18 protein-coding genes are annotated in these 18,733 nt (G+C 29.9%); 4 read left to right on the top strand and 14 right to left on the bottom strand.

The features are described 5' to 3' along the window. Positions 1 to 49: 49 nt before the first annotated feature. Positions 50 to 1,708: a nucleoside kinase gene (locus LQE93_RS06010; protein WP_231072617.1), complete on the bottom strand. Its 1,659-nt coding sequence runs from the start codon at positions 1,706 to 1,708 to the stop codon at positions 50 to 52. A gap of 173 nt (positions 1,709 to 1,881) precedes the next feature. Between LQE93_RS06010 and LQE93_RS06005 the strand changes: the two genes are divergently transcribed. Both LQE93_RS06005 and LQE93_RS06000 read left to right on the top strand, forming a co-directional pair. Then, positions 1,882 to 2,721 carry a DUF421 domain-containing protein gene (locus tag LQE93_RS06005; protein WP_186839158.1) on the top strand — a complete coding sequence of 280 codons (840 nt, stop codon included), beginning with the start codon at positions 1,882 to 1,884 and terminating at the stop codon, positions 2,719 to 2,721. A gap of 47 nt (positions 2,722 to 2,768) precedes the next feature. Next, positions 2,769 to 3,098: a DUF4363 family protein gene (locus LQE93_RS06000; RefSeq protein ID WP_172675742.1), complete on the top strand. Its 330-nt coding sequence runs from the start codon at positions 2,769 to 2,771 to the stop codon at positions 3,096 to 3,098. Positions 3,099 to 3,284: 186 nt separating this feature from the next. Here the strand turns inward: LQE93_RS06000 and LQE93_RS05995 are convergent, their stop codons facing one another. Next, positions 3,285 to 4,190 (bottom strand): helix-turn-helix domain-containing protein, encoded by a 906-nt coding sequence (locus tag LQE93_RS05995; RefSeq protein WP_055264534.1) that lies wholly within the window; start codon positions 4,188 to 4,190, stop codon positions 3,285 to 3,287. Between the two features lie 152 nt (positions 4,191 to 4,342). Here LQE93_RS05995 and LQE93_RS05990 point away from each other — a divergent pair, with 152 nt between their 5' ends. Beyond that, positions 4,343 to 6,325, top strand: a complete 1,983-nt coding sequence (locus LQE93_RS05990) for an FAD-dependent oxidoreductase (RefSeq protein WP_231072615.1) — start codon at positions 4,343 to 4,345, stop codon at positions 6,323 to 6,325. 90 nt (positions 6,326 to 6,415) lie between these two features. Here LQE93_RS05990 and LQE93_RS05985 read toward each other — a convergent pair whose 3' ends face one another. Next, the gene (locus LQE93_RS05985) at positions 6,416 to 7,456 is read right to left on the bottom strand and encodes a nucleoid-associated protein (protein WP_231072613.1); all 1,041 of its coding nucleotides are present in this window, start codon (positions 7,454 to 7,456) and stop codon (positions 6,416 to 6,418) included. A 102-nt stretch (positions 7,457 to 7,558) separates the two neighbouring features. Between LQE93_RS05985 and LQE93_RS05980 the strand changes: the two genes are divergently transcribed. Then, entirely contained in the window at positions 7,559 to 8,116 is a 558-nt protein-coding gene (locus LQE93_RS05980; protein WP_186839155.1) for a class IV adenylate cyclase, read from the top strand. 138 nt (positions 8,117 to 8,254) lie between these two features. Here the strand turns inward: LQE93_RS05980 and LQE93_RS05975 are convergent, their stop codons facing one another. The 11 genes from LQE93_RS05975 to aroF (LQE93_RS05925) all read right to left on the bottom strand — a co-directional run bounded on the left by LQE93_RS05975 (position 8,255) and on the right by aroF (LQE93_RS05925) (position 18,635). After that, entirely contained in the window at positions 8,255 to 8,743 is a 489-nt protein-coding gene (locus LQE93_RS05975) for a TM2 domain-containing protein (protein WP_186839154.1), read from the bottom strand. 17 nt (positions 8,744 to 8,760) lie between these two features. Then, a complete protein-coding gene (locus LQE93_RS05970; protein WP_186839153.1) occupies positions 8,761 to 9,594 on the bottom strand; it encodes a prephenate dehydrogenase in 834 nt (277 codons plus the stop codon). A gap of 147 nt (positions 9,595 to 9,741) precedes the next feature. Next, positions 9,742 to 10,755: a 3-deoxy-7-phosphoheptulonate synthase gene (gene aroF / locus LQE93_RS05965; protein WP_231072612.1), complete on the bottom strand. Its 1,014-nt coding sequence runs from the start codon at positions 10,753 to 10,755 to the stop codon at positions 9,742 to 9,744. A 63-nt stretch (positions 10,756 to 10,818) separates the two neighbouring features. Further along, positions 10,819 to 11,253: a type II 3-dehydroquinate dehydratase gene (gene aroQ / locus LQE93_RS05960; RefSeq protein ID WP_231072610.1), complete on the bottom strand. Its 435-nt coding sequence runs from the start codon at positions 11,251 to 11,253 to the stop codon at positions 10,819 to 10,821. Positions 11,254 to 11,486: 233 nt separating this feature from the next. Further along, entirely contained in the window at positions 11,487 to 11,993 is a 507-nt protein-coding gene (locus LQE93_RS05955) for a shikimate kinase (protein WP_207731884.1), read from the bottom strand. Between the two features lie 14 nt (positions 11,994 to 12,007). Beyond that, positions 12,008 to 12,823 carry a shikimate dehydrogenase gene (aroE, locus tag LQE93_RS05950; RefSeq protein ID WP_231072608.1) on the bottom strand — a complete coding sequence of 272 codons (816 nt, stop codon included), beginning with the start codon at positions 12,821 to 12,823 and terminating at the stop codon, positions 12,008 to 12,010. 15 nt (positions 12,824 to 12,838) lie between these two features. Continuing rightward, a complete protein-coding gene (locus tag LQE93_RS05945) occupies positions 12,839 to 13,966 on the bottom strand; it encodes a chorismate mutase (RefSeq protein WP_231072706.1) in 1,128 nt (375 codons plus the stop codon). Between the two features lie 235 nt (positions 13,967 to 14,201). Further along, a complete protein-coding gene (gene aroC / locus LQE93_RS05940) occupies positions 14,202 to 15,275 on the bottom strand; it encodes a chorismate synthase (RefSeq protein ID WP_186839150.1) in 1,074 nt (357 codons plus the stop codon). Then, positions 15,253 to 16,548, bottom strand: coding sequence for a 3-phosphoshikimate 1-carboxyvinyltransferase (gene aroA / locus LQE93_RS05935; protein WP_186839149.1), 1,296 nt, complete (start codon positions 16,546 to 16,548; stop codon positions 15,253 to 15,255). The genes aroC and aroA overlap by 23 nt, the downstream gene beginning before the upstream one ends. A gap of 12 nt (positions 16,549 to 16,560) precedes the next feature. Next, positions 16,561 to 17,610, bottom strand: a complete 1,050-nt coding sequence (aroB, locus tag LQE93_RS05930) for a 3-dehydroquinate synthase (RefSeq protein ID WP_231072606.1) — start codon at positions 17,608 to 17,610, stop codon at positions 16,561 to 16,563. An 11-nt stretch (positions 17,611 to 17,621) separates the two neighbouring features. Continuing rightward, positions 17,622 to 18,635 carry a 3-deoxy-7-phosphoheptulonate synthase gene (aroF, locus tag LQE93_RS05925; RefSeq protein ID WP_055264546.1) on the bottom strand — a complete coding sequence of 338 codons (1,014 nt, stop codon included), beginning with the start codon at positions 18,633 to 18,635 and terminating at the stop codon, positions 17,622 to 17,624. Between the last annotated feature and the right edge of the window lie 98 nt (positions 18,636 to 18,733).

Here is an 18,733-nt window from a genome sequence, read left to right as displayed (position 1 = left end):
AAATTTTCTTATTTATGCTAGTATTATTTTATTAGTAATAAAAAGTAAATTAATATTTATAAAAAATACTTCCTCCAATAAACTCCCTTAATATTGAATTCTGTGGCACTAAATCATAGTCAATCTCTTTAAAAAATCCTAAAAAAGATTTTAACCTTTTTGCCTCATTATATATAGTATTATCTTCATCTATCTTATTTAATTCCTCTAATGCAGCTTTTTTAAGAACACATAACTCATATACTAAAGTGGAATTAAACATAACATCGGCTTCTTCTTGATAAACAAATATATTTTTTTGCTCACCTCTTTTTATCTTAGGCCACATCTTTAACGTATCTTCAGCTTCATGACCCCTTGATAAATGATCTCTAACTATTCTTCGTATTCTTCTCACATCTGTAGTTGATATTCTATTATGATTATCTAAATTTAATTGTGTTAATGCAGAAATATAAATCTTAAATTTATACTTATCATCAATTTCAGAAGTTAAAATAGGATTTAATCCATGTATTCCTTCAATTATCACTACCCCATTTTGAGGTAACTTTATTTTATTTCCTATCCATTCTCTCTTTCCTGTTAAGAAATTAAATGTTGGAAGTTCTACTTCATTACCTTTTAAAATTTCTCTTAGTTGTTCATTAAATAATTTTATATCTACAGATTGAATTGTTTCAAAATCATATTCTCCATCTTCATCAATAGGCGTATCTTCTCTATTGACAAAATAATCATCTAAAGATATCGGAATTGGAATAAGTCCATTTACTCTTAATTGTATCGCCAATCTATTGGCAAATGTGGTTTTACCTGAAGAGCTAGGTCCTGCTATTAATACTATTCTAGTATCTCTTCTATTAAATATTTTATCAGCAATTTCTGCTATCTTCTTTTCATGAAGCGCCTCAGAAGTCATTATTAAACTTGCTAAATCTCCATTTATTATTTTTTCATTTAAAGAACCTACTTCTCCTACACCTAAAATATTTAACCATCTTTCTGTTTCCATAAAAATACTTGCTAATTTTTTCTGTTCTTTGAATTTAACTAAAGTATTTATATCTTCCTCTAAGGGATATCTTAAAATAAATCCTGGGTCATAGTACATAACATCAAAGGCTTTAATAACTCCAGTACTTTGTGCCATGTATCCATAGAAATAGTCATATCTTCCATCAAGTTCATATAAACTTACAGATTCAAAATTTACTTGCTCCAATAAAAGCACCTTATCATCCATTCCATAAGATTTAAATATATCTATAGCTTTTTCTCTTTTAACTTTAACCTTATTTATTGGAATATTTTTGTTTACTATTTCTTTCATTCTATTTTTTATTTTATTTATATCTTCTTCATCTAGAGGAGTTATCTTATGAATCTCTCCAAATATTCCTTTATCTATACTGTGTTGTATAACTATCTTTGCATCTTTAAATAAATCTAATGTTGCCTTAATAAAAACATATTGCAACGTCCTTGCATATACCTTCATTCCATCAACACTAGTAAAAGGTATCATAGTTAACTTGCCACAACATGGTATATTTTCACCCAATTCATAATATTTGTTATTTAATTTACATATAGCTATATCCAACACTTTACCATTATAGTATTTATCAACTAAATCTATAAACTTAGTTCCTTCTTTACAGTTTACATATTGTTCTTGCCCTATTTGTATTTTGTATTCATTCATAATATTCCTCCTTCCTCTTTTCTATATCTATAATCTTGCCATTCTATACTTTTATTATATACTTTATGATTTATTATTCTATTAATTTATAATTTTTTTGCTTACTTTAACCATATTTTTTAGAATAAAATACTTCTATTTACTAATAATACATAAATAGAGGTGGTGATTAAATGTTTATTGTATTAATTAGAACTATCTTTTTATATGCGTTAGTAATACTTGTGATGAGACTAATGGGAAAAAGACAAATTGGAGAACTTCAGCCTTACGAATTTGTAATAACAATAATGATATCAGATTTAGCAGCTTTACCAATGCAAGACACGAGATTACCATTAATTTTAGGAATTATACCTATTGTAACATTACTATTTATTAAGACTGTATTAACTCAGCTTCAATTAAAAAGTCAAGCTGCAAGAAAATTTCTTGAAGGTGAACCAAGTATACTAATTTGTAAAGGTAAGATAAATTTTAAAGCTTTGAAAAGTCAACAGATTAACTTAGACGAACTTATGGAAGAGTTACGATTAGCTGGCTATTTTGATTTAAATGAAATCGAATACGGGATATTAGAGAATAATGGGCAAATGTCTTTTTTAACTTATGACGCTTCCTCAGAATCTAGTTCATCTAAAGAAAACCAATCGCAATCTAGTAGCTCATCTGGTGATTCTAGTCAAAATAGTTCTTCTAAGGCAAATTCTTCTAGTTCACCACCTGCTAATAGCGGAACTTCTACTATTAATATTCAAGGAAGTAATAGTCCAAATAAAACTACTAGTAGTTCTTCCAATCAAAGACCTCGTCTTCCAGTTATTTATGTGTTAGATGGCCACGTAAATAAGAATTCTTTAACTACTAGTGGTAAAAATAAATATTGGATAGAGGCTGAATTAAAAAAACATGGAATAAATTCTATAAAGGATGTACTTCTATATATGACAGATACTAATGGTAAAATTATATGCCAACTGTATGATGACTATGAAAAGGGGTGTTTTAAATAAAAAATTCATTAATTTCAATTTCACTTTTCTTAGCCTTAATTATTTTTTTGTTTTATGCTGATTTTAAATTTAAAAGTCTTTGTACTGATATAGTTAACATCTGTGATGAAATGGAAGAGTCAATAAAAACTGATAATGTAGAAGTAAGTTTTGAAAAAGCAATGGATTTATTTGATATGATTCAAGATAGAGGTGCTATAGCCGCTATATACATAAACCATATGGATTATGATGTTATGTTAAATGAAGCTTTAAAGCTTTCAGTATACCTTGAAAATGATGATATAAGCGAAAGTGAAGCTTCTCTTCATTTATTAAAATATAGTACTAAACACATGAAAGAACTACAGGTTCCAAATATTGAGAATATTTTCTAATTTTAAAACTATCAAAAAATATATTTATGCACTACTTAATAGTTTTTATATATAAATATATTCTATTCAAATTGTCACGGTTGTATTAGTTAAATTAATGTTTTAGTTTCATCTACTAGCACAATCAGCGCACAATAATAAGCTAGTCCCTCTTCTCACTAATCAGAAGAAAGGCTAGCTTTTTTATTATATACTATTTTCTAAATTAAACTTTTCTAGGTGCTTTTGTTTGTAAGCACTTGGGGAACATCCATAATATTTCTTAAATACTGTACTAAAATGATTTGCAGAGGAAAATCCATATTTATCTGCAAGTTCTTGTAAAGGTATACTTTTCGATAATAGTTCTACACTTATTTTTCTCAGCTTATGCTTTTGTATGAAATCCTTAGTAGATACTCCCAAAACAGTTGTAAAACATTTGTATAGATAACTTTGTGATACATTAACATGGCGACAAAGGTCGTCAACTTGTATTTGTTCATGGATATAAGTATCAATATATTTTGCACAATCTTGAATTATAAGTTCTTCATTTGTTGCAGCTACTTCACTGGCTAGACCTAATAAATCACTTGGTTCAGAAGCGTTTAGAGCAGCAAAGATTGTACTATGTAATAGGTTACTTATATTATAATAAATCCCAGGTTTATTATCTAAAAGCTGTTGATTAAGATTTCCAAGGTTAGCTATAGAACGCTCTGTAATTAACCCCTTGTATATAGCAATATCCTGTAAGTCTAATAACATGGTTAAAAGATTTCTTTTGTCAACAGGAGCCACATCAAAGTGTAAAAAATAAAATTTAAGCTCTTCACCTTGATGACAGGTTGCACGATAAGTTATAAAAGGAGGAAATAATAGAGTATCTCCACTTTTAACCTCATAGTCTACGTTCCCTATAGTCAGGGTACAAGAACCATTAGTTATATATATAAATTTAAAATGTCCAAGAACTTCATTATGCATGGGAACATCTTCATTTTGCTGCCATATTCCAAAAGTAATTAGTTTATATTTAAGAGCTGCTAAATACCTTGATACACGATCTTCTTCAAGCACTGGAAAATAGTTTATTTTTTTATTATTCATAGTTCACCTCATGTATAAAATTAATTCTAATTATATCATTATTTTGGAAAGTTTGGTTATGATTTGTATAAGTTTTAAAACAGAAATGTTATTGTTAAAAAAAATACAATTATGTTATTATGTTAACATATTCAATAAGGGGGAATAATTAAATGATAAAAAAAGCTTTACTACTACTATTATCAGTAGCAATTACTGTTGGTTCGTTTACTGGATGTACAAGCACATCTGGTAATGATGATACGAATCTACAAACACAAGAAATTAAATTTGATGATGAGAAATCTGCAGATCTTGTTATCGTAGGTGCAGGTGCAGCAGGTTTATCTGCAGCTTTAGAGGCTGTTAACAATGGAGCTGAAAAGGTTATTATTCTTGAAGCTACTAATAAAACTGGTGGATCACTAAACTTTACTAGTGGATCAATGTCAGCTGCTGAAACAATCATTCAAAAGGAAGATGGAATTGAAGATACTCTTGAATCGTTTGTAGAAGATATAATGAACACTGGAAGTGACTTTGGTGGAAAACCTAACAGAGAAATGATTGAAATATTTGTTGAAGAAGACAAGGATGCATTCCAATGGCTTTGGGATAATGGATTAAGCGAATATGAATTTACGAAAGATCAGCAAGGAAATCGTGCAGTTTTTGCTCCTGAGCATGCACTTTACTCTATTCAACGTACCTATAAGGCACAAGCAAAAGATAAAACTAATTATAAATCACCATTACATGAAGTATTAGATGGTCTTCTTAAATCAAACAGCAAAATTGAAGTTGAATACTTAACAAAAGCTACTGATTTAATTGCTAATGATGAAGGTCAAGTACTTAGCGTATGCGGTGAAAATACTCAAACTGGAAAAGTTACTCGTTACAATAGTAAAAAAGGTATTATCGTAGCTACAGGTGGATATTCTGCTAACCATAAGCTTATGGCTAAATACGCTACTTATGGTGGAAGCTACATTACTGGAAGTCCAGCAACAGCTGATGGAAATGGTTTATTAATGATGCAAAAAGTTGGTGGAGCTTTACAAGATGATGAAATAATGGGATATATCCCAACGTTCCCTATGGGTCTTGCTAGTAAAGACGATCCAACAACTGGAATTATAGCTTCAACTTACACTTGGAAAACTGGTGGTATAGTTGTAAATAAAGAGGGAGAGCGTTTTGTAAATGAAACAGAAGCTAATCCATCAATAAGAGAAGTTGCCCTTGAAGAGCAATCAGATGCAGTTCAATTTGATATATTCACAGATAAAATATTAGAAGACTTACGTGCTAATAATGCGGCTGGTATGTATGATTTAAGATTTGGTGCTGAAGGTGCTCCAGGAAAACACGCACTTTATGAAGCAGATTCTTTAGAAGAATTAGCTGAAATGATAGAAGTTCCAGTAGAGAAATTACAAGCTACTGTAGACTCATACAACGCTTCAGTTGAAGCTGGTGAAACTGATGAGTTCGGTCGTAGTTATGATGAAAACTTCAACACATTTAAATTAGCTAACAACAAAATAGAAGGTCAAAAGTACTATGCAGTACGTCTTAATGCTTTATGTATAATGACTTTAGGTGGAATTCAAACTAATACAGATTTACAAGTATTAGATGCATCTGGTACTGCAATTCCTGGTTTATATGCTGCTGGAGAAGTTGTAGGTGGTATCTGGGGTAAATTCGTTTCTGGTGGTACAGGAGTTATGGGACCAGTAGTATTTGGTCGTTTAGCTGCTAGACATGCTATGTCAACTGAACCTGCAACTGGCTACGAAGTTAAACCAGCTGAAAACATGTTAGATGAGGAATTATTTATTAAAGATAAGACTAGCGAAAATGAATTTGATATGAGTAAAGAACTTAAAGATGGAAAATATGAAGCAACAGTTGATGGACAAGAAGGTCCAATGACTGTAAATGTAACAATTGCTGATGGTAAAATATCAGAGGTTGTTGTAGGAGATAACAAAGAAACAGAAGCAGTCGCATCTGGAGCTATCAAAGATATTCCTGCAAAAATAGTTGAAACAAACTCTGTAGATGTGGAAGCAGTATCTGGAGCTACTTTAACTTCAGAGCGTATTAAGAAGGCTGTTGTTCAATGTTTAACTGAGGCTGCAAAGTAATTAAATAGTGTACTCCCTAAATATATAAAAATATAAGTTGGTATCGCAAAATATATTTATCTATTTTGCGATACCACCAATTGTTTTACTCTATTTTTCAATATAATTAATTACATGTTTAATTATCATATTTATGCTTCCATCGCCATTTCTTTGTATTTCAAACTTAGTTGGATCATGATATGCCTCTTCATCAATATATAAATCAATTTCCTTATCTATTTTTAATCTAATTCTTTTTAGCTTCTTTTCAACCCACATTTTATCAACTGCAATTTCATCTTCTAATCCATGTCCTTTAACAAATGTAGCAAACTCCTCTTTTGCTTTAGGCTCTTCTTTGAAAAGCTGATTTGAAATATCATCTATACTTATTGAATCCTCTTCCTTTAGCTTACTCTTTATAGTAGTTCTTATTCTTTCTGCCTTATCTGCATCCTCTGTTACATTACTTCTAGTCCAAGTTTCTGCAGCCTTTAAGAAAGTTTTTGTCATATCTCTATTATTAGCAACTATTGTACAACCTAAGAAACTATTTAAAAAATAGTTTGCTCCATATTCATCATCCTCTTTACTCTTCTTCTGTTTATCAATTACCCATAAATCAAATCTTTGATCATCTCTTATTGGTTTAATAAATGCCGCCTTCTGTATTCTTTGAGAACTACCTGGAAGACCTGCTGCTTGAGGTACTATTCCGATTCCTATTTTATCCCCAACAAAATCAACTTGATGAGTAAAGTTTTTAACATAATCCATCTTTAATATTGCTATTAAAGGTCCTTGGTCCGTTATCAAAAATGCAACTATCAAATCACAAGATGGTATGTTTACATTTCCCTTCATTATTACGAAAAGTTGTCTTGCTAGTTCTCTAGATAAAGTTATCATATCTTTATCTATTCCATTTAAATAATCCTGTACTATTTCTTTTACTATATTTCTTTCTGGATTAAATACAGCTGTCTTTAACTCTTCATCCTTTAAGCATTTCTCAATATGCCTATATAAAAATTTATAAATATCTTCAGTCAACTCTAAATTATACTCATTTAAGATAGGCTCATCGCTATTACTATCTAAAATATGTATCACAGCTTCTTGAATATTTATATCATTAATGTATTCCATACCTTACACCTCTTACTATTGTAGTCAAACATATATTATTATAGCTATTATTATAGCATTAGTTTATAATATTTTTAATGACATTTGAAGGGAGTATTTTGAATGAAAGAATTAGAAACAAGAATCGTAGATATTGATGTTGATGATATAAGAAATAAACTGATTTCACTTGGTGGAGAAAAAGTTAAATCTGAAGACCAAGTAAATGAAATATATGATTTTGAAGATGGTAGACTTTTATCTGCTAAAGGATATGCTAGAATAAGAACTACAGTAGATAGAATACAAGGTAAAGAGACAGTTTTTATGACTACTAAAAAAATGTTAAGTCAAGATACATTTAAAGTTATGGAAGAAAATGAGGTTATAGTTGATAATAAAGAAATGGCTAGAAGAATTTTCACTTCTTTAGGACTTAAACTTCAAGAGTCTATATCCAAATATAGAGAAAGCTATAAAATTAATGATTCACTTGTAGAAATAGATATAAATGATAAAAGCTTCTGTCCTTTTCCTTACCTAGAAATCGAAACAACTTCTGTTGAAAAACTTGAAGAAATAGTTAAGCTATTAGGATATACATTAGAAGATACAACTTCTCAAACTATTTACGATATATTAGCCGAAAGAGGAATACAAGGTAAAACAAAAGGGCGTTAATCGCCCTTTTTACTTATGCAAACTCAAAATTTTTCCCTATTTTACTTCGTAAAAGATTATTTTTCATTTTAGTGCAACTAATTTTTCACCTCAGCATAACTGACCTTTTATCTGCCGTAGGAACCTTTCACCACGATTTTAATCGTCCGAAAGTGGTACTCCATCAGCATCTTCTGTGATTCCAACACCACAAAGAATTAATATACCTTCTATAAATCCCCAAAGACTTGCTAATCCAAAACTTAAAAATGTTAATATTAATTGAAGTACTCCTATACCTATATATCCTAAGTAAAATCTATGAACTCCGAAAGGTCCAACTAAAACACCTAAAATCCCAGCAACAACTTTAGACTTTTGTTTTTTATTAACATTTGTATTTTGAGCTGTACTGTTGCTATTTGCATTTGAGTTAACTGATGATACTTCTACATCTGTAGAGCTTTTAGTATGATTGCTTGTTTTTCGCTCTATTATTTGTCCGCATTTTTCACAGACAGTATCATATTCTTTAACATCTGCTCCACAGTTACTACATTTTAGTATAGGCTTTTTAACTTTAGCCCCACAATTTGAGCAAAAATTACTATTATCACTCACTACCATTCCACAGTTCTCACAATACATAAATACCCTCCTAAAATTTATAAATTTTCTCTTCTCTTTGTGGATTTTATAAATAATTTTTCTAGACCCTCTTTATTATCGTTCTTAATACATTCTTTTATACTTTCAAGCTCCCTTTGGAAATTTTCTATTGATACAATTAAATTATTCTTATTCCCTAAAAATAGTTCACTCCAAAGTGTCTCATTAATATTAGCTATACGAGTTAATTCTCTATAACTATCACCAATAAAGCTTCCAGTATCTCTACCTTCTATATCACTATTAATCAATGCCACAGCTAATGCATGTGGAAGTTGACTCGTAAAAGCAATCATTTCATCATGATATTCTGGACTTATTTTCTTAACCCTTTTAAAGCCCATCTTATATGCTAAATCTTCAATTAAACTTATATTTTTCTCTTTATTTTTTGGAGTTACAGTTATAAGATAATTCGCTCCTTTAAATACAGTATTAGTAGCATAATCTATTCCCTTTTTTTCTCGTCCTGCCATAGGATGTCCAAAAACAAAATCTATATTATCTGGAAGTATCTCTGTTACTTCCTCTATAAAAGGTTCCTTAATTCCTGTTACATCAGTAATAACTAATCCATCTTTAAATAACTTTATATTATTTTGAATAAACTTTTTAACTAAATCAGGATAAACAGCCAAAACTATTAAATCTGCCTTAGGAATAACACTTTCACCTGTAAGGCAACCTTCTTTAATTATTCCTAAAAACTTAGCCTTTTCTAATGTTTCTATGTTATTATCTACCCCATATACTTCAGTATAACCAGCTTCCTTTAATGCCATAGCATATCCTCCGCCAATCACACCAAGTCCTATTATAACAATATTCATAAATAGCCCCCTTTTATTCACTTAACGATTAATAGTTAATAATGTATGAAGAAAGTCAGCTTACGCTGACTTTAAAATTAATTTATAAAAACTTTTGTATAGTATTAGCTATAACTATTTATTCTTATCTTTTAACTATTAACTATATTAAATTCTTTTTCCTTCCATTTCAGCCAACACCTTAATCTTCTTCATAAGTTGGTCAAATGATTCTGGTTTTATAGATTGTTGTCCATCACTTAAAGCACATTGTGGATTATTATGAACTTCTATCATAAGTCCATCTGCTCCTGCCGCAATTGCAGCTTTTGCTAACGGCTCAACTAAATACCAATATCCTGCTGCATGACTTGGGTCAACTATAATTGGTAAATGTGATAATCTCTTTACTACAGGAACTGCACTTAAATCTAAAGTATTTCTTGTATATCCCTCATAAGTTCTTATTCCTCTTTCGCAAAGAATAATATTTTCATTACCACCAGCCATTATGTACTCAGCTGACATTAACCATTCTTCAATGGTCGCTGATAATCCTCTTTTTAATAAAATAGGCTTGTTAGTTTTCCCTAATTGTTTTAAAAGGTCAAAGTTTTGCATGTTTCTTGCACCAACTTGAATTACATCTACCTCTCTAACAAAATCATCTATGTAATCTGTTGACATTATTTCTGTAACTATAGGAAGTCCAGTTTCTTTTTTTGCTAACTTTAATAATCTTAATCCTTCAAGCTCCAATCCTTGGAAGCTATATGGTGAAGTTCTTGGCTTAAATGCTCCCCCCCTTAAGAAGTTTGCACCTGAAGCCTTAACTTTTTTAGCAATATCTATTATTTGTTCTTCACTTTCTACAGAACATGGTCCTGCCATAATTCCTAAATTATTTCCTCCGACTAAAGTATTTTCTACTTTAACTATAGAATCTTCTGGCTTAAATAATCTATTTGCTTTCTTAAAAGGATGTTGTACTTTTAGTACATTATCTACTCCATCAAAAGTTAATAACTTATCTGGATCTATATTTGAAGCATCTCCAACTATTCCAATTATGCAATAAGTACTTCCTTGTGATAAATGAACGCTTAACCCCTTACTTTCTAACTCTTTTTTTACAATATCTATATCTGAATCTGTTACATTTGGATTCATTACAACTATCATACTATCACTCCTTTTTATAATGAATAGTTAATAGTTTCATTCTTAACTCTTATTTGTTAATTCTTAACTATTAACTTTTTTTAACGCATCCATTGCTAAGATATACCCAATTTCTCCAAACCCACATATTTGTCCTATGCATGCTGGTGCTGTTACAGATTTATGTCTAAACTCTTCTCTTGCGTGTATATTAGATAGATGAACTTCTACAGTGTTTATATTTACACTTTTTATAGCATCATGTATTGCATAACTATAATGCGTATAAGCTCCTGGGTTTATAATAATACCATCGAAATCTTCATAGTAACATTTATGAATTTGATTTATTATATCCCCTTCTATATTACTTTGATAAAGCTCTACTTCTATATTTCTTTTATTAGCTTCATCTTTTATATAATCACATATATCTTCAAAGCTTCTAGTACCATAAATACCTTTTTCACGAACTCCAACCATGTTTAAATTAGGTCCGTTTATTACTATTACCTTCACTTAAAATCCCGCCTCCTAAATAAAGTGCGAAGCAAACTTCACAGTGAAAAGTCGACTACATCGAGATGAATAAGATACTGTTGTAGCAGTAAAAAGTTAACTTAAGTTAAAGTGAAAAGTACCAATATAAACATTTTTCACTATTGCCATAAGCAATATTTTCACTGTCATGTCAGTGACTTTTTCCTTTTTGACGTAGTCAAACTTTTCACCAAAGTGATTCGCACTTTACTTTAATTCTTCTCAATAACTTCAACAATTCCATATAAAGCCTCTTCTATACTTCCATCATTAACAATCCTATAATCACAATACTTATTATATAAATCATATCTTTCTTCTTTTAGCTTATATAATACTTCTTTTCCATCAGACAGTAAAGGTCTTTTAGATACATCTATATCTTCCAAAATGTTCTCTATTGGTCTATCTATAAAAACTATTATACTATTTTCATCAAATAGCTTCATATTAATATCTTTTTTTATTATTCCTCCACCAGCTGAAATAACAGTCCCTTTTAGTTTACTTAATCTTCTACAGCTCTCTGTTTCCCAATTTCTAAAATTATCTTCACTTACTTTAAATAAATTAGAAATTGTATCATTTGATATTTCTTCAATATAACTATCCATATCAATAAAGTCATAAGATAATTTTTTAGCTAATATCTTTCCCAACGTTGTCTTACCACAACCCATCATTCCTATTAAAAGAATATTTTTTTTAGTCTTTTCCATAATAACACCCTCAATTACTTAAATTTATCTTGTAAGTCTCGGTATATATTATCTATTATCTCATCATCAATATTAATTTCTTGGAATATCTCCTGAGCTTTTACAGCTTGAGCTACTAACATATAAAGACCATCTAAAGTTATCTTTTCTTTCTTTCTTCCATACTCTAAAAATTTAGTTTCTAATGGATTATATATAAGATCCATTACTACATCATAATTATCAATTATATCCTTTCCTATCGGACATCTATCTTTATTAGGATACATGCCAACAGGCGTAGAGTTAATAATAATATTGCCTTTTATACACTTTAATTCATCATAGCTAATAACTTTCAACCTCTTATCATCCACATTCAAGCTTACATCCTTCGGATTTCTACTAACTAAATATAATTCTTTTATTTCATTATCTAAAATATATGTTAAAGCTGCTTTGCAAGCTCCACCTGTTCCTAAGATTACTGCTATCTTATCTTTAAAAGTAATTTTTTTCCTCTCAAAAGTAGCTCCAAATCCAAAGTAGTCTGTGTTATATCCATATAGTTTATTATCTTTTAATACTACAGAATTAACAGCCCCAATTCTTTTAGCTTCTTCAGATACAAAATCTAAATATTTCATTATTTCTTGTTTGTAAGGTATAGTAATATTAAATCCTCTTACATTAAAAAGCTTAACTGCTTCAATAAATTCACCTAATTTATCTCTTTCTATTTCAAAAAGCTTATACTCTCCACATTTATCTATACTTTTCAATATAGTACCATGAATTTCAGGTGATAAACTATGACTTAATTTTTCTCCTAATAGCCCAAAAAAATCCATAACATTAACTCCTAATTAGCTAAATTTTTTATAATTACCAAGCAACTTAAAATACCCACTATTCTTTTGAATTAATTTCAAAGCATTTTTAACTTCAATACTATTTAAATTCCCCTCAAAATCTACATACAATAAATACTTCCAAGGTGAGTTCTTAATTGGTCTTGATTCAATATTCTTTAAGTTTATGTTATTTTCTGCAAAGTGATTTAAGAGACTATATAATGTTCCCACTTCATCTTCTAATGAAAAAACAACACTTACTTTATCTGAATTTTCATCAAATTCTAAATTTCTACCTATTATTAAAAATCTAGTCTGATTCTCATATTGGTTATTTATATTATGAGCTAATATTTTAAGCCCATATAGCTTAGCAGCTCTTTCACTTCCTATAGCTGCTTTTGTTATATCATTTAAATCATATACTTTTTTAACACTTGTTGCTGTATTGTAGTAAGGTATACATATCCACTGTTTATTAGTTTTCAAGAATTCACTACTTTGTTGAAAACCTTGTGGATGTGAATAAACTTCCTTTATATTATCTAAAGTAGCTCCTTCTAATCCTATAAGATGTTGATTTATCTTAATACACTCTTCTCCAACTATATAAAAACCATATTTATTCATAAGGTCATAAACTTCTGTTATAGCACCAGTTGAAGTGTTTTCTACCGGTAAAATTCCATAATCTATTTCATTATTTTTTAAAGCTTCAAATACGTCTTCAAAAGTTTCATAGTGAGATGTTTCTCTCTCTTCTCCAAAATACTTTATCATTGCTTCTTCACTGAAAGAGCCTTCTAAACCTTGAAATCCTAACTTACCATCTCTAATTTTTCCATTTGCTTCTGTAGAGCAATTATTACATTCATTAAATCTCCTTTGTTGAAGTGCTCTACTTAACTCCATTAAATGATTAAAATACTTTCTTATTAATGATTCATAGCTTGAATTTTTTAACCTTTTAACATTTTTATGAATTACTTCAGCTTCTCTTCCACCATTAAAGATAGGTAATTTATTATTAATTTTATATTCTGCAACCTTAACAGAGATATCCATTCTCCTTTCAAAAAGCCTAGTCATCTCTTCATCTATCTCATCAATTTCCTTCCTATAATCTGAAAGATCCATAATCTCCACCTCACTTCTATTTATATTTCTCTACGTTCATTCCTCTATCTCAATTTCCAACTGCAATTATTTTACCTTTTGCAAAGCAAAAGCATCACTATTCAAATGGAATCTATCACCTTTTGCAAATCAAAACCATAATCTTGTCTTAGGCAACTTTTCCCCTTTCGTATAGCAAAACTTTTCTCTATTACCAAGGGTAATCCTTTTACCTTTTGCGCAATCTAAACTTTTCACTTTACGATAATAGCTCTAATATTCCAATTGCAGTAACAGCCTCTATCACTGGGATAGCTCTTTGAACTATACAAGGGTCATGCCTTCCTTCAACCTTTAATATTGTATTTTCTTTTGTATTAATATTTACTGTTTTCTGCTCTTTTCCAATAGATGAAGTTGGTTTTATGGCAGTTGTAAATATTATTGGCATACCGTTAGTTATTCCCCCTAATATTCCACCGTTATTATTAGTTCTAGTTTTAACTTTTCCATCTTCATAATATATCTCATCATTAGCCTGAGAACCTCTCATATTAGTCAATTCAAATCCTCGTCCAAATTCAACACCTTTTACAGCCGGTACTGAGAATAAAAGATGAGCTAATGTTGATTCTACTGAATCAAAAAATGGATCTCCTACACCTGGATTTATTCCAAATACACCACATTCAATAGTTCCACCTACTGAATCCATATCTTCCTTAGCTTCTAATATTTCTTTTCTCATATTCTCTTCAATACTTTTATCTATTAAAGGTAACTCAAAAGTTTTTAATGCCTCTACAGAATTTAAATCTATATCTGAATCAAGAAAACTCTTATCTTTAATATCCTTTATTGACTTAACATGAGCTGCTACTACTATACCTTTTTCTTTTAATATTTGCTTACATATAGCTCCTGCAAAAACTAAAGGTGCAGTTATTCTTCCCGAAAAATGCCCTCCACCTCTATAATCATTAAAACCGTTATATCTAATATTTCCACTATAATCTGCATGACCTGGTCTCATTACATCCTTTAAAAGACTATAATCCTTTGATCTTGTATTAGTATTTCTTATAATTGCACAAAGAGGTGTTCCTGTAGTTTTTCCATTAAAATATCCACTCAATATTTCTGGAATATCTTCTTCACTTCTAGCTGTAGATAATGGACTCTTACCTGGAGCTCTTCTTCTCATTTCATAAGCTATATCTTCTAAATTTAATTCTAACCCACTAGGTAATCCATCAATATTTATTCCTATAGCATTTCCATGGGATTCACCAAATATAGATATCTTTATTTTACTTCCCCACATTCCACTCATCTACTTTACCTCCTAACATTTTATAGTCTTCAAAAAAATTTGGATAAGATTTAGCTATACATTCATAATCCTTTATAATTATAGGATTCTTACATCTAGTAGCAATTATTGCTAATGTCATTGCTATCCTATGATCTTTGTGGCTCCAAACTTCAATACCACCATCTAAACTATCAATACCATCAATAATTAGTCCATCTTCATTTTCTACCACATTTACTCCAAGCTTTGATAATTCGCTATTTACGGCAGCTAATCTATCACACTCTTTAATTCTTAGCCTACTCGCATTTATTATTTCTGTTCTTCCCTTTGCCAACGCAGCCGTTGCAGCTAGTACTGGTATTATGTCTGGACACTGAGATCCATCTATTATCGTTGAATTAATTTCATTCTTAACTTTGCTTCTAATACCATTTTCAGAATTGATAAATTCAACACCCATTCTCTCTAATATATCTACTACTTCTTTATCTCCTTGAAGGGATTTAAGAGATAAATCTTTTACTTCAATATCATTCCCTAATGCATTTGCACATAAGAAGAATGCTCCTTGAGAATAATCACCTTCAACTCTATAATCTCTAGAAGTATACTTTTGATTTCCTTTTATAATGAATTCTCTATAATCATTATTAATTATATCAATTCCAAACTCTTTCATAGCTGATAGTGTTAAATCAATATATCCTTTAGATTCCATCTCTGTAGTTATTACTATTTTTGAATCTTCCTTCAATAATGGAAGTGTAAAAAGTAATCCAGTAATAAATTGAGAACTTACATTACCTTCAACATAAAACTCTCCACCTTTTAAATTTCCTTCTACATCTAGATTAAGCTTTTCATTTTCATAAGAATATTTAATTCCTTGCTTATCAAATATTTCATAATAAGTCTTTAAAGGTCTTTTCCCTAAATTACCTCTTCCTATGAATTTACTTTTACCAGGGATTAATAATGCTATTGGAACTAAAAATCTTAAAGTAGACCCTGACTCATTACAATCAATAACTCTCTCTACTTTTCTATTTAATGAAGATGAATATATGCCTTCTACCTCTAAACTGTCACCTTTTTTAATAATATTAGCACCTAAAGCTTTCATCCCTTCAATAGTTGCAATTATATCATCAGAATAATCTATATTATCAATTTTACTTTTTCCATCACTAAGACCTGCACAAATTATCGCTCTATGTGCCATACTCTTAGAAGGAGGTACTTTTATACTTCCTTCTAATTTTGATGGATATACTTTTAAATCTGCCATAATATCTCACCTTTACTTTTTGAAAAACTCATTTGTAGTTTTATAAATTTCAGATTTTCCTATTTCATTTAAAATAATTAAATTTAACTTTTTACCTAATTTCTTTTTATCTAAATTCATAGTATCTAAAATATTTTCTATATCAATGTCCATATTATATGGAAGGTCATATTTTTCTAAAATACTTCTTATTTTCACACTTGTACCTACCTGTGTAAGACCATACTTTTCACTTATAAGAGAAATATTATACATTCCTATAGCCACAGCTTCTCCATGAGTATATTTAGAGTAATTATAATATTGCTCTATTGCATGACCTATAGTATGACCGAAATTTAATAACATTCTTTCTCCATTATCTCTCTCATCTTTTTCCACAACTTCCCTTTTTATACCACAGCATCTGTGGATAATAATTCCAATATTGTTGATTAATTCATTATAATCATTAATATTTTCAAGATATTTAAAAAGTTCTTTATCCTTTATACATCCATACTTAATAACTTCAGCCATTCCATCAATTAAGAATCTCTTATCTAAAGTCTTTAATACTAATGGATCTATTAGTACTGACTTAGGATGATAGAAGCTACCTACAAGATTTTTTCCTTTTTCTAAATCAACTGCAACTTTCCCTCCAACACTACTATCAACTTGAGCTAAAAGTGATGTTGGTATTTGGACAAAGCTAACACCTCTAAGATAAGTTGATGCAACAAACCCTCCAAGGTCTCCAATTACTCCACCACCTAAAGTAATTATCAAATCACTTCTAGTAAGATTAAATTCTAATAATGAATTATAAACCTCTGGTAAGGTAAAGAAGCTCTTACTTTCTTCACCAGCAGATAATACATGTTTTTTAACTTCATAACCTACTTCTTCTAGTTTTGAATAAATAACATCTCCATAATACTTATTAACATTATTATCAGTTAATATAAATATCTTATTACCATTAAAGACTTTCTTTATCTCAACATCAACTCTATCTAATAATCCATCTTCTATTATAATAGGATAGCTTCTTTCCCCTAAATCAACAACTAAATCCATTTTTACTCCTCCTAAATTTCGCGACCAACTGCCTCTGCTATTACTCTTAAATCATTCATAATATTTCTGAATAATTCCGGTTTAATTGATTGTTGTCCATCACACCATGCTTTTTGTGGGTCATTGTGTACTTCTATTATAAGTCCATCTGCACCTACTGCAACTGCAGCTTTTGCTAAAGGCTCAACCATCCACCACTTTCCTGCAGCATGGCTTGGATCTACTATTACCGGTAAATGGCTTAACTTTTTAATTGCAGGTATCGCACTTAAATCTAAAGTGTTTCTAGTATAAGTTTCAAATGTTCTTATTCCTCTTTCACAAAGAATTACATTCTCATTACCACCTGCCATTATATATTCAGCACTCATAAGTAATTCTTCTATGGTAGCTGATAAACCTCTCTTTAAAAGTATTGGTTTATTTATTTTACCAAGTTCTTTTAAAAGGTCAAAGTTTTGCATATTTCTTGCTCCAACTTGAATTACATCTACATTCTCAGCAAATATATCTATATCATATGGTGACATTATCTCTGTCACTATAGGTAATCCTGTTTGTTTTCTAGCTATCTTTAATAGCTCCAATCCATCATATTTTAACCCTTGGAAACTATAAGGTGAAGTCCTTGGCTTGAAGGCTCCCCCTCTTAAGAAACTTGCCCCATATTTCTTAACATCTTCTGCTACAGTTAATATTTGTTCTTCAGTTTCAACAGAACAAGGTCCCGCAATAATAGAAATCTTTCTTCCACCAATAGTATTTCCATTTACATCTATAATACTATCTTCTGGATGAAACATTCTATTTGCTTTCTTAAAAGGCTCTTGAACATGCATTACTCTCTCTACATAAGGATTAGCTTCAATATAACATGGATCTATTTTACTTGTATCTCCTACTAATCCTAAAATAATAAGCTCTGTTCCAATTACAGGATTAACTGTAACCCCTTTTGACTCTAAGTCCTTAGTTAATTTATTAATCTCCTCTGTACTTGTTTTTGGTTTTAAAATTACAACCATTTAAATTGCCCCCTTTTATTTAGTCAATAATTAAATGAAACACACTACTCGCATTCACTCGTAGGTGTGCTATAAGCTTTCCAAATTAAAAATTTACT

The sequence above is a fragment of the Clostridium sp. NSJ-145 genome, from assembly GCF_021044725.1.
GTDB lineage: Bacteria > Bacillota > Clostridia > Clostridiales > Clostridiaceae > Clostridium > Clostridium disporicum_B.
This window is presented reverse-complemented; position numbering and strand designations above follow the sequence as displayed.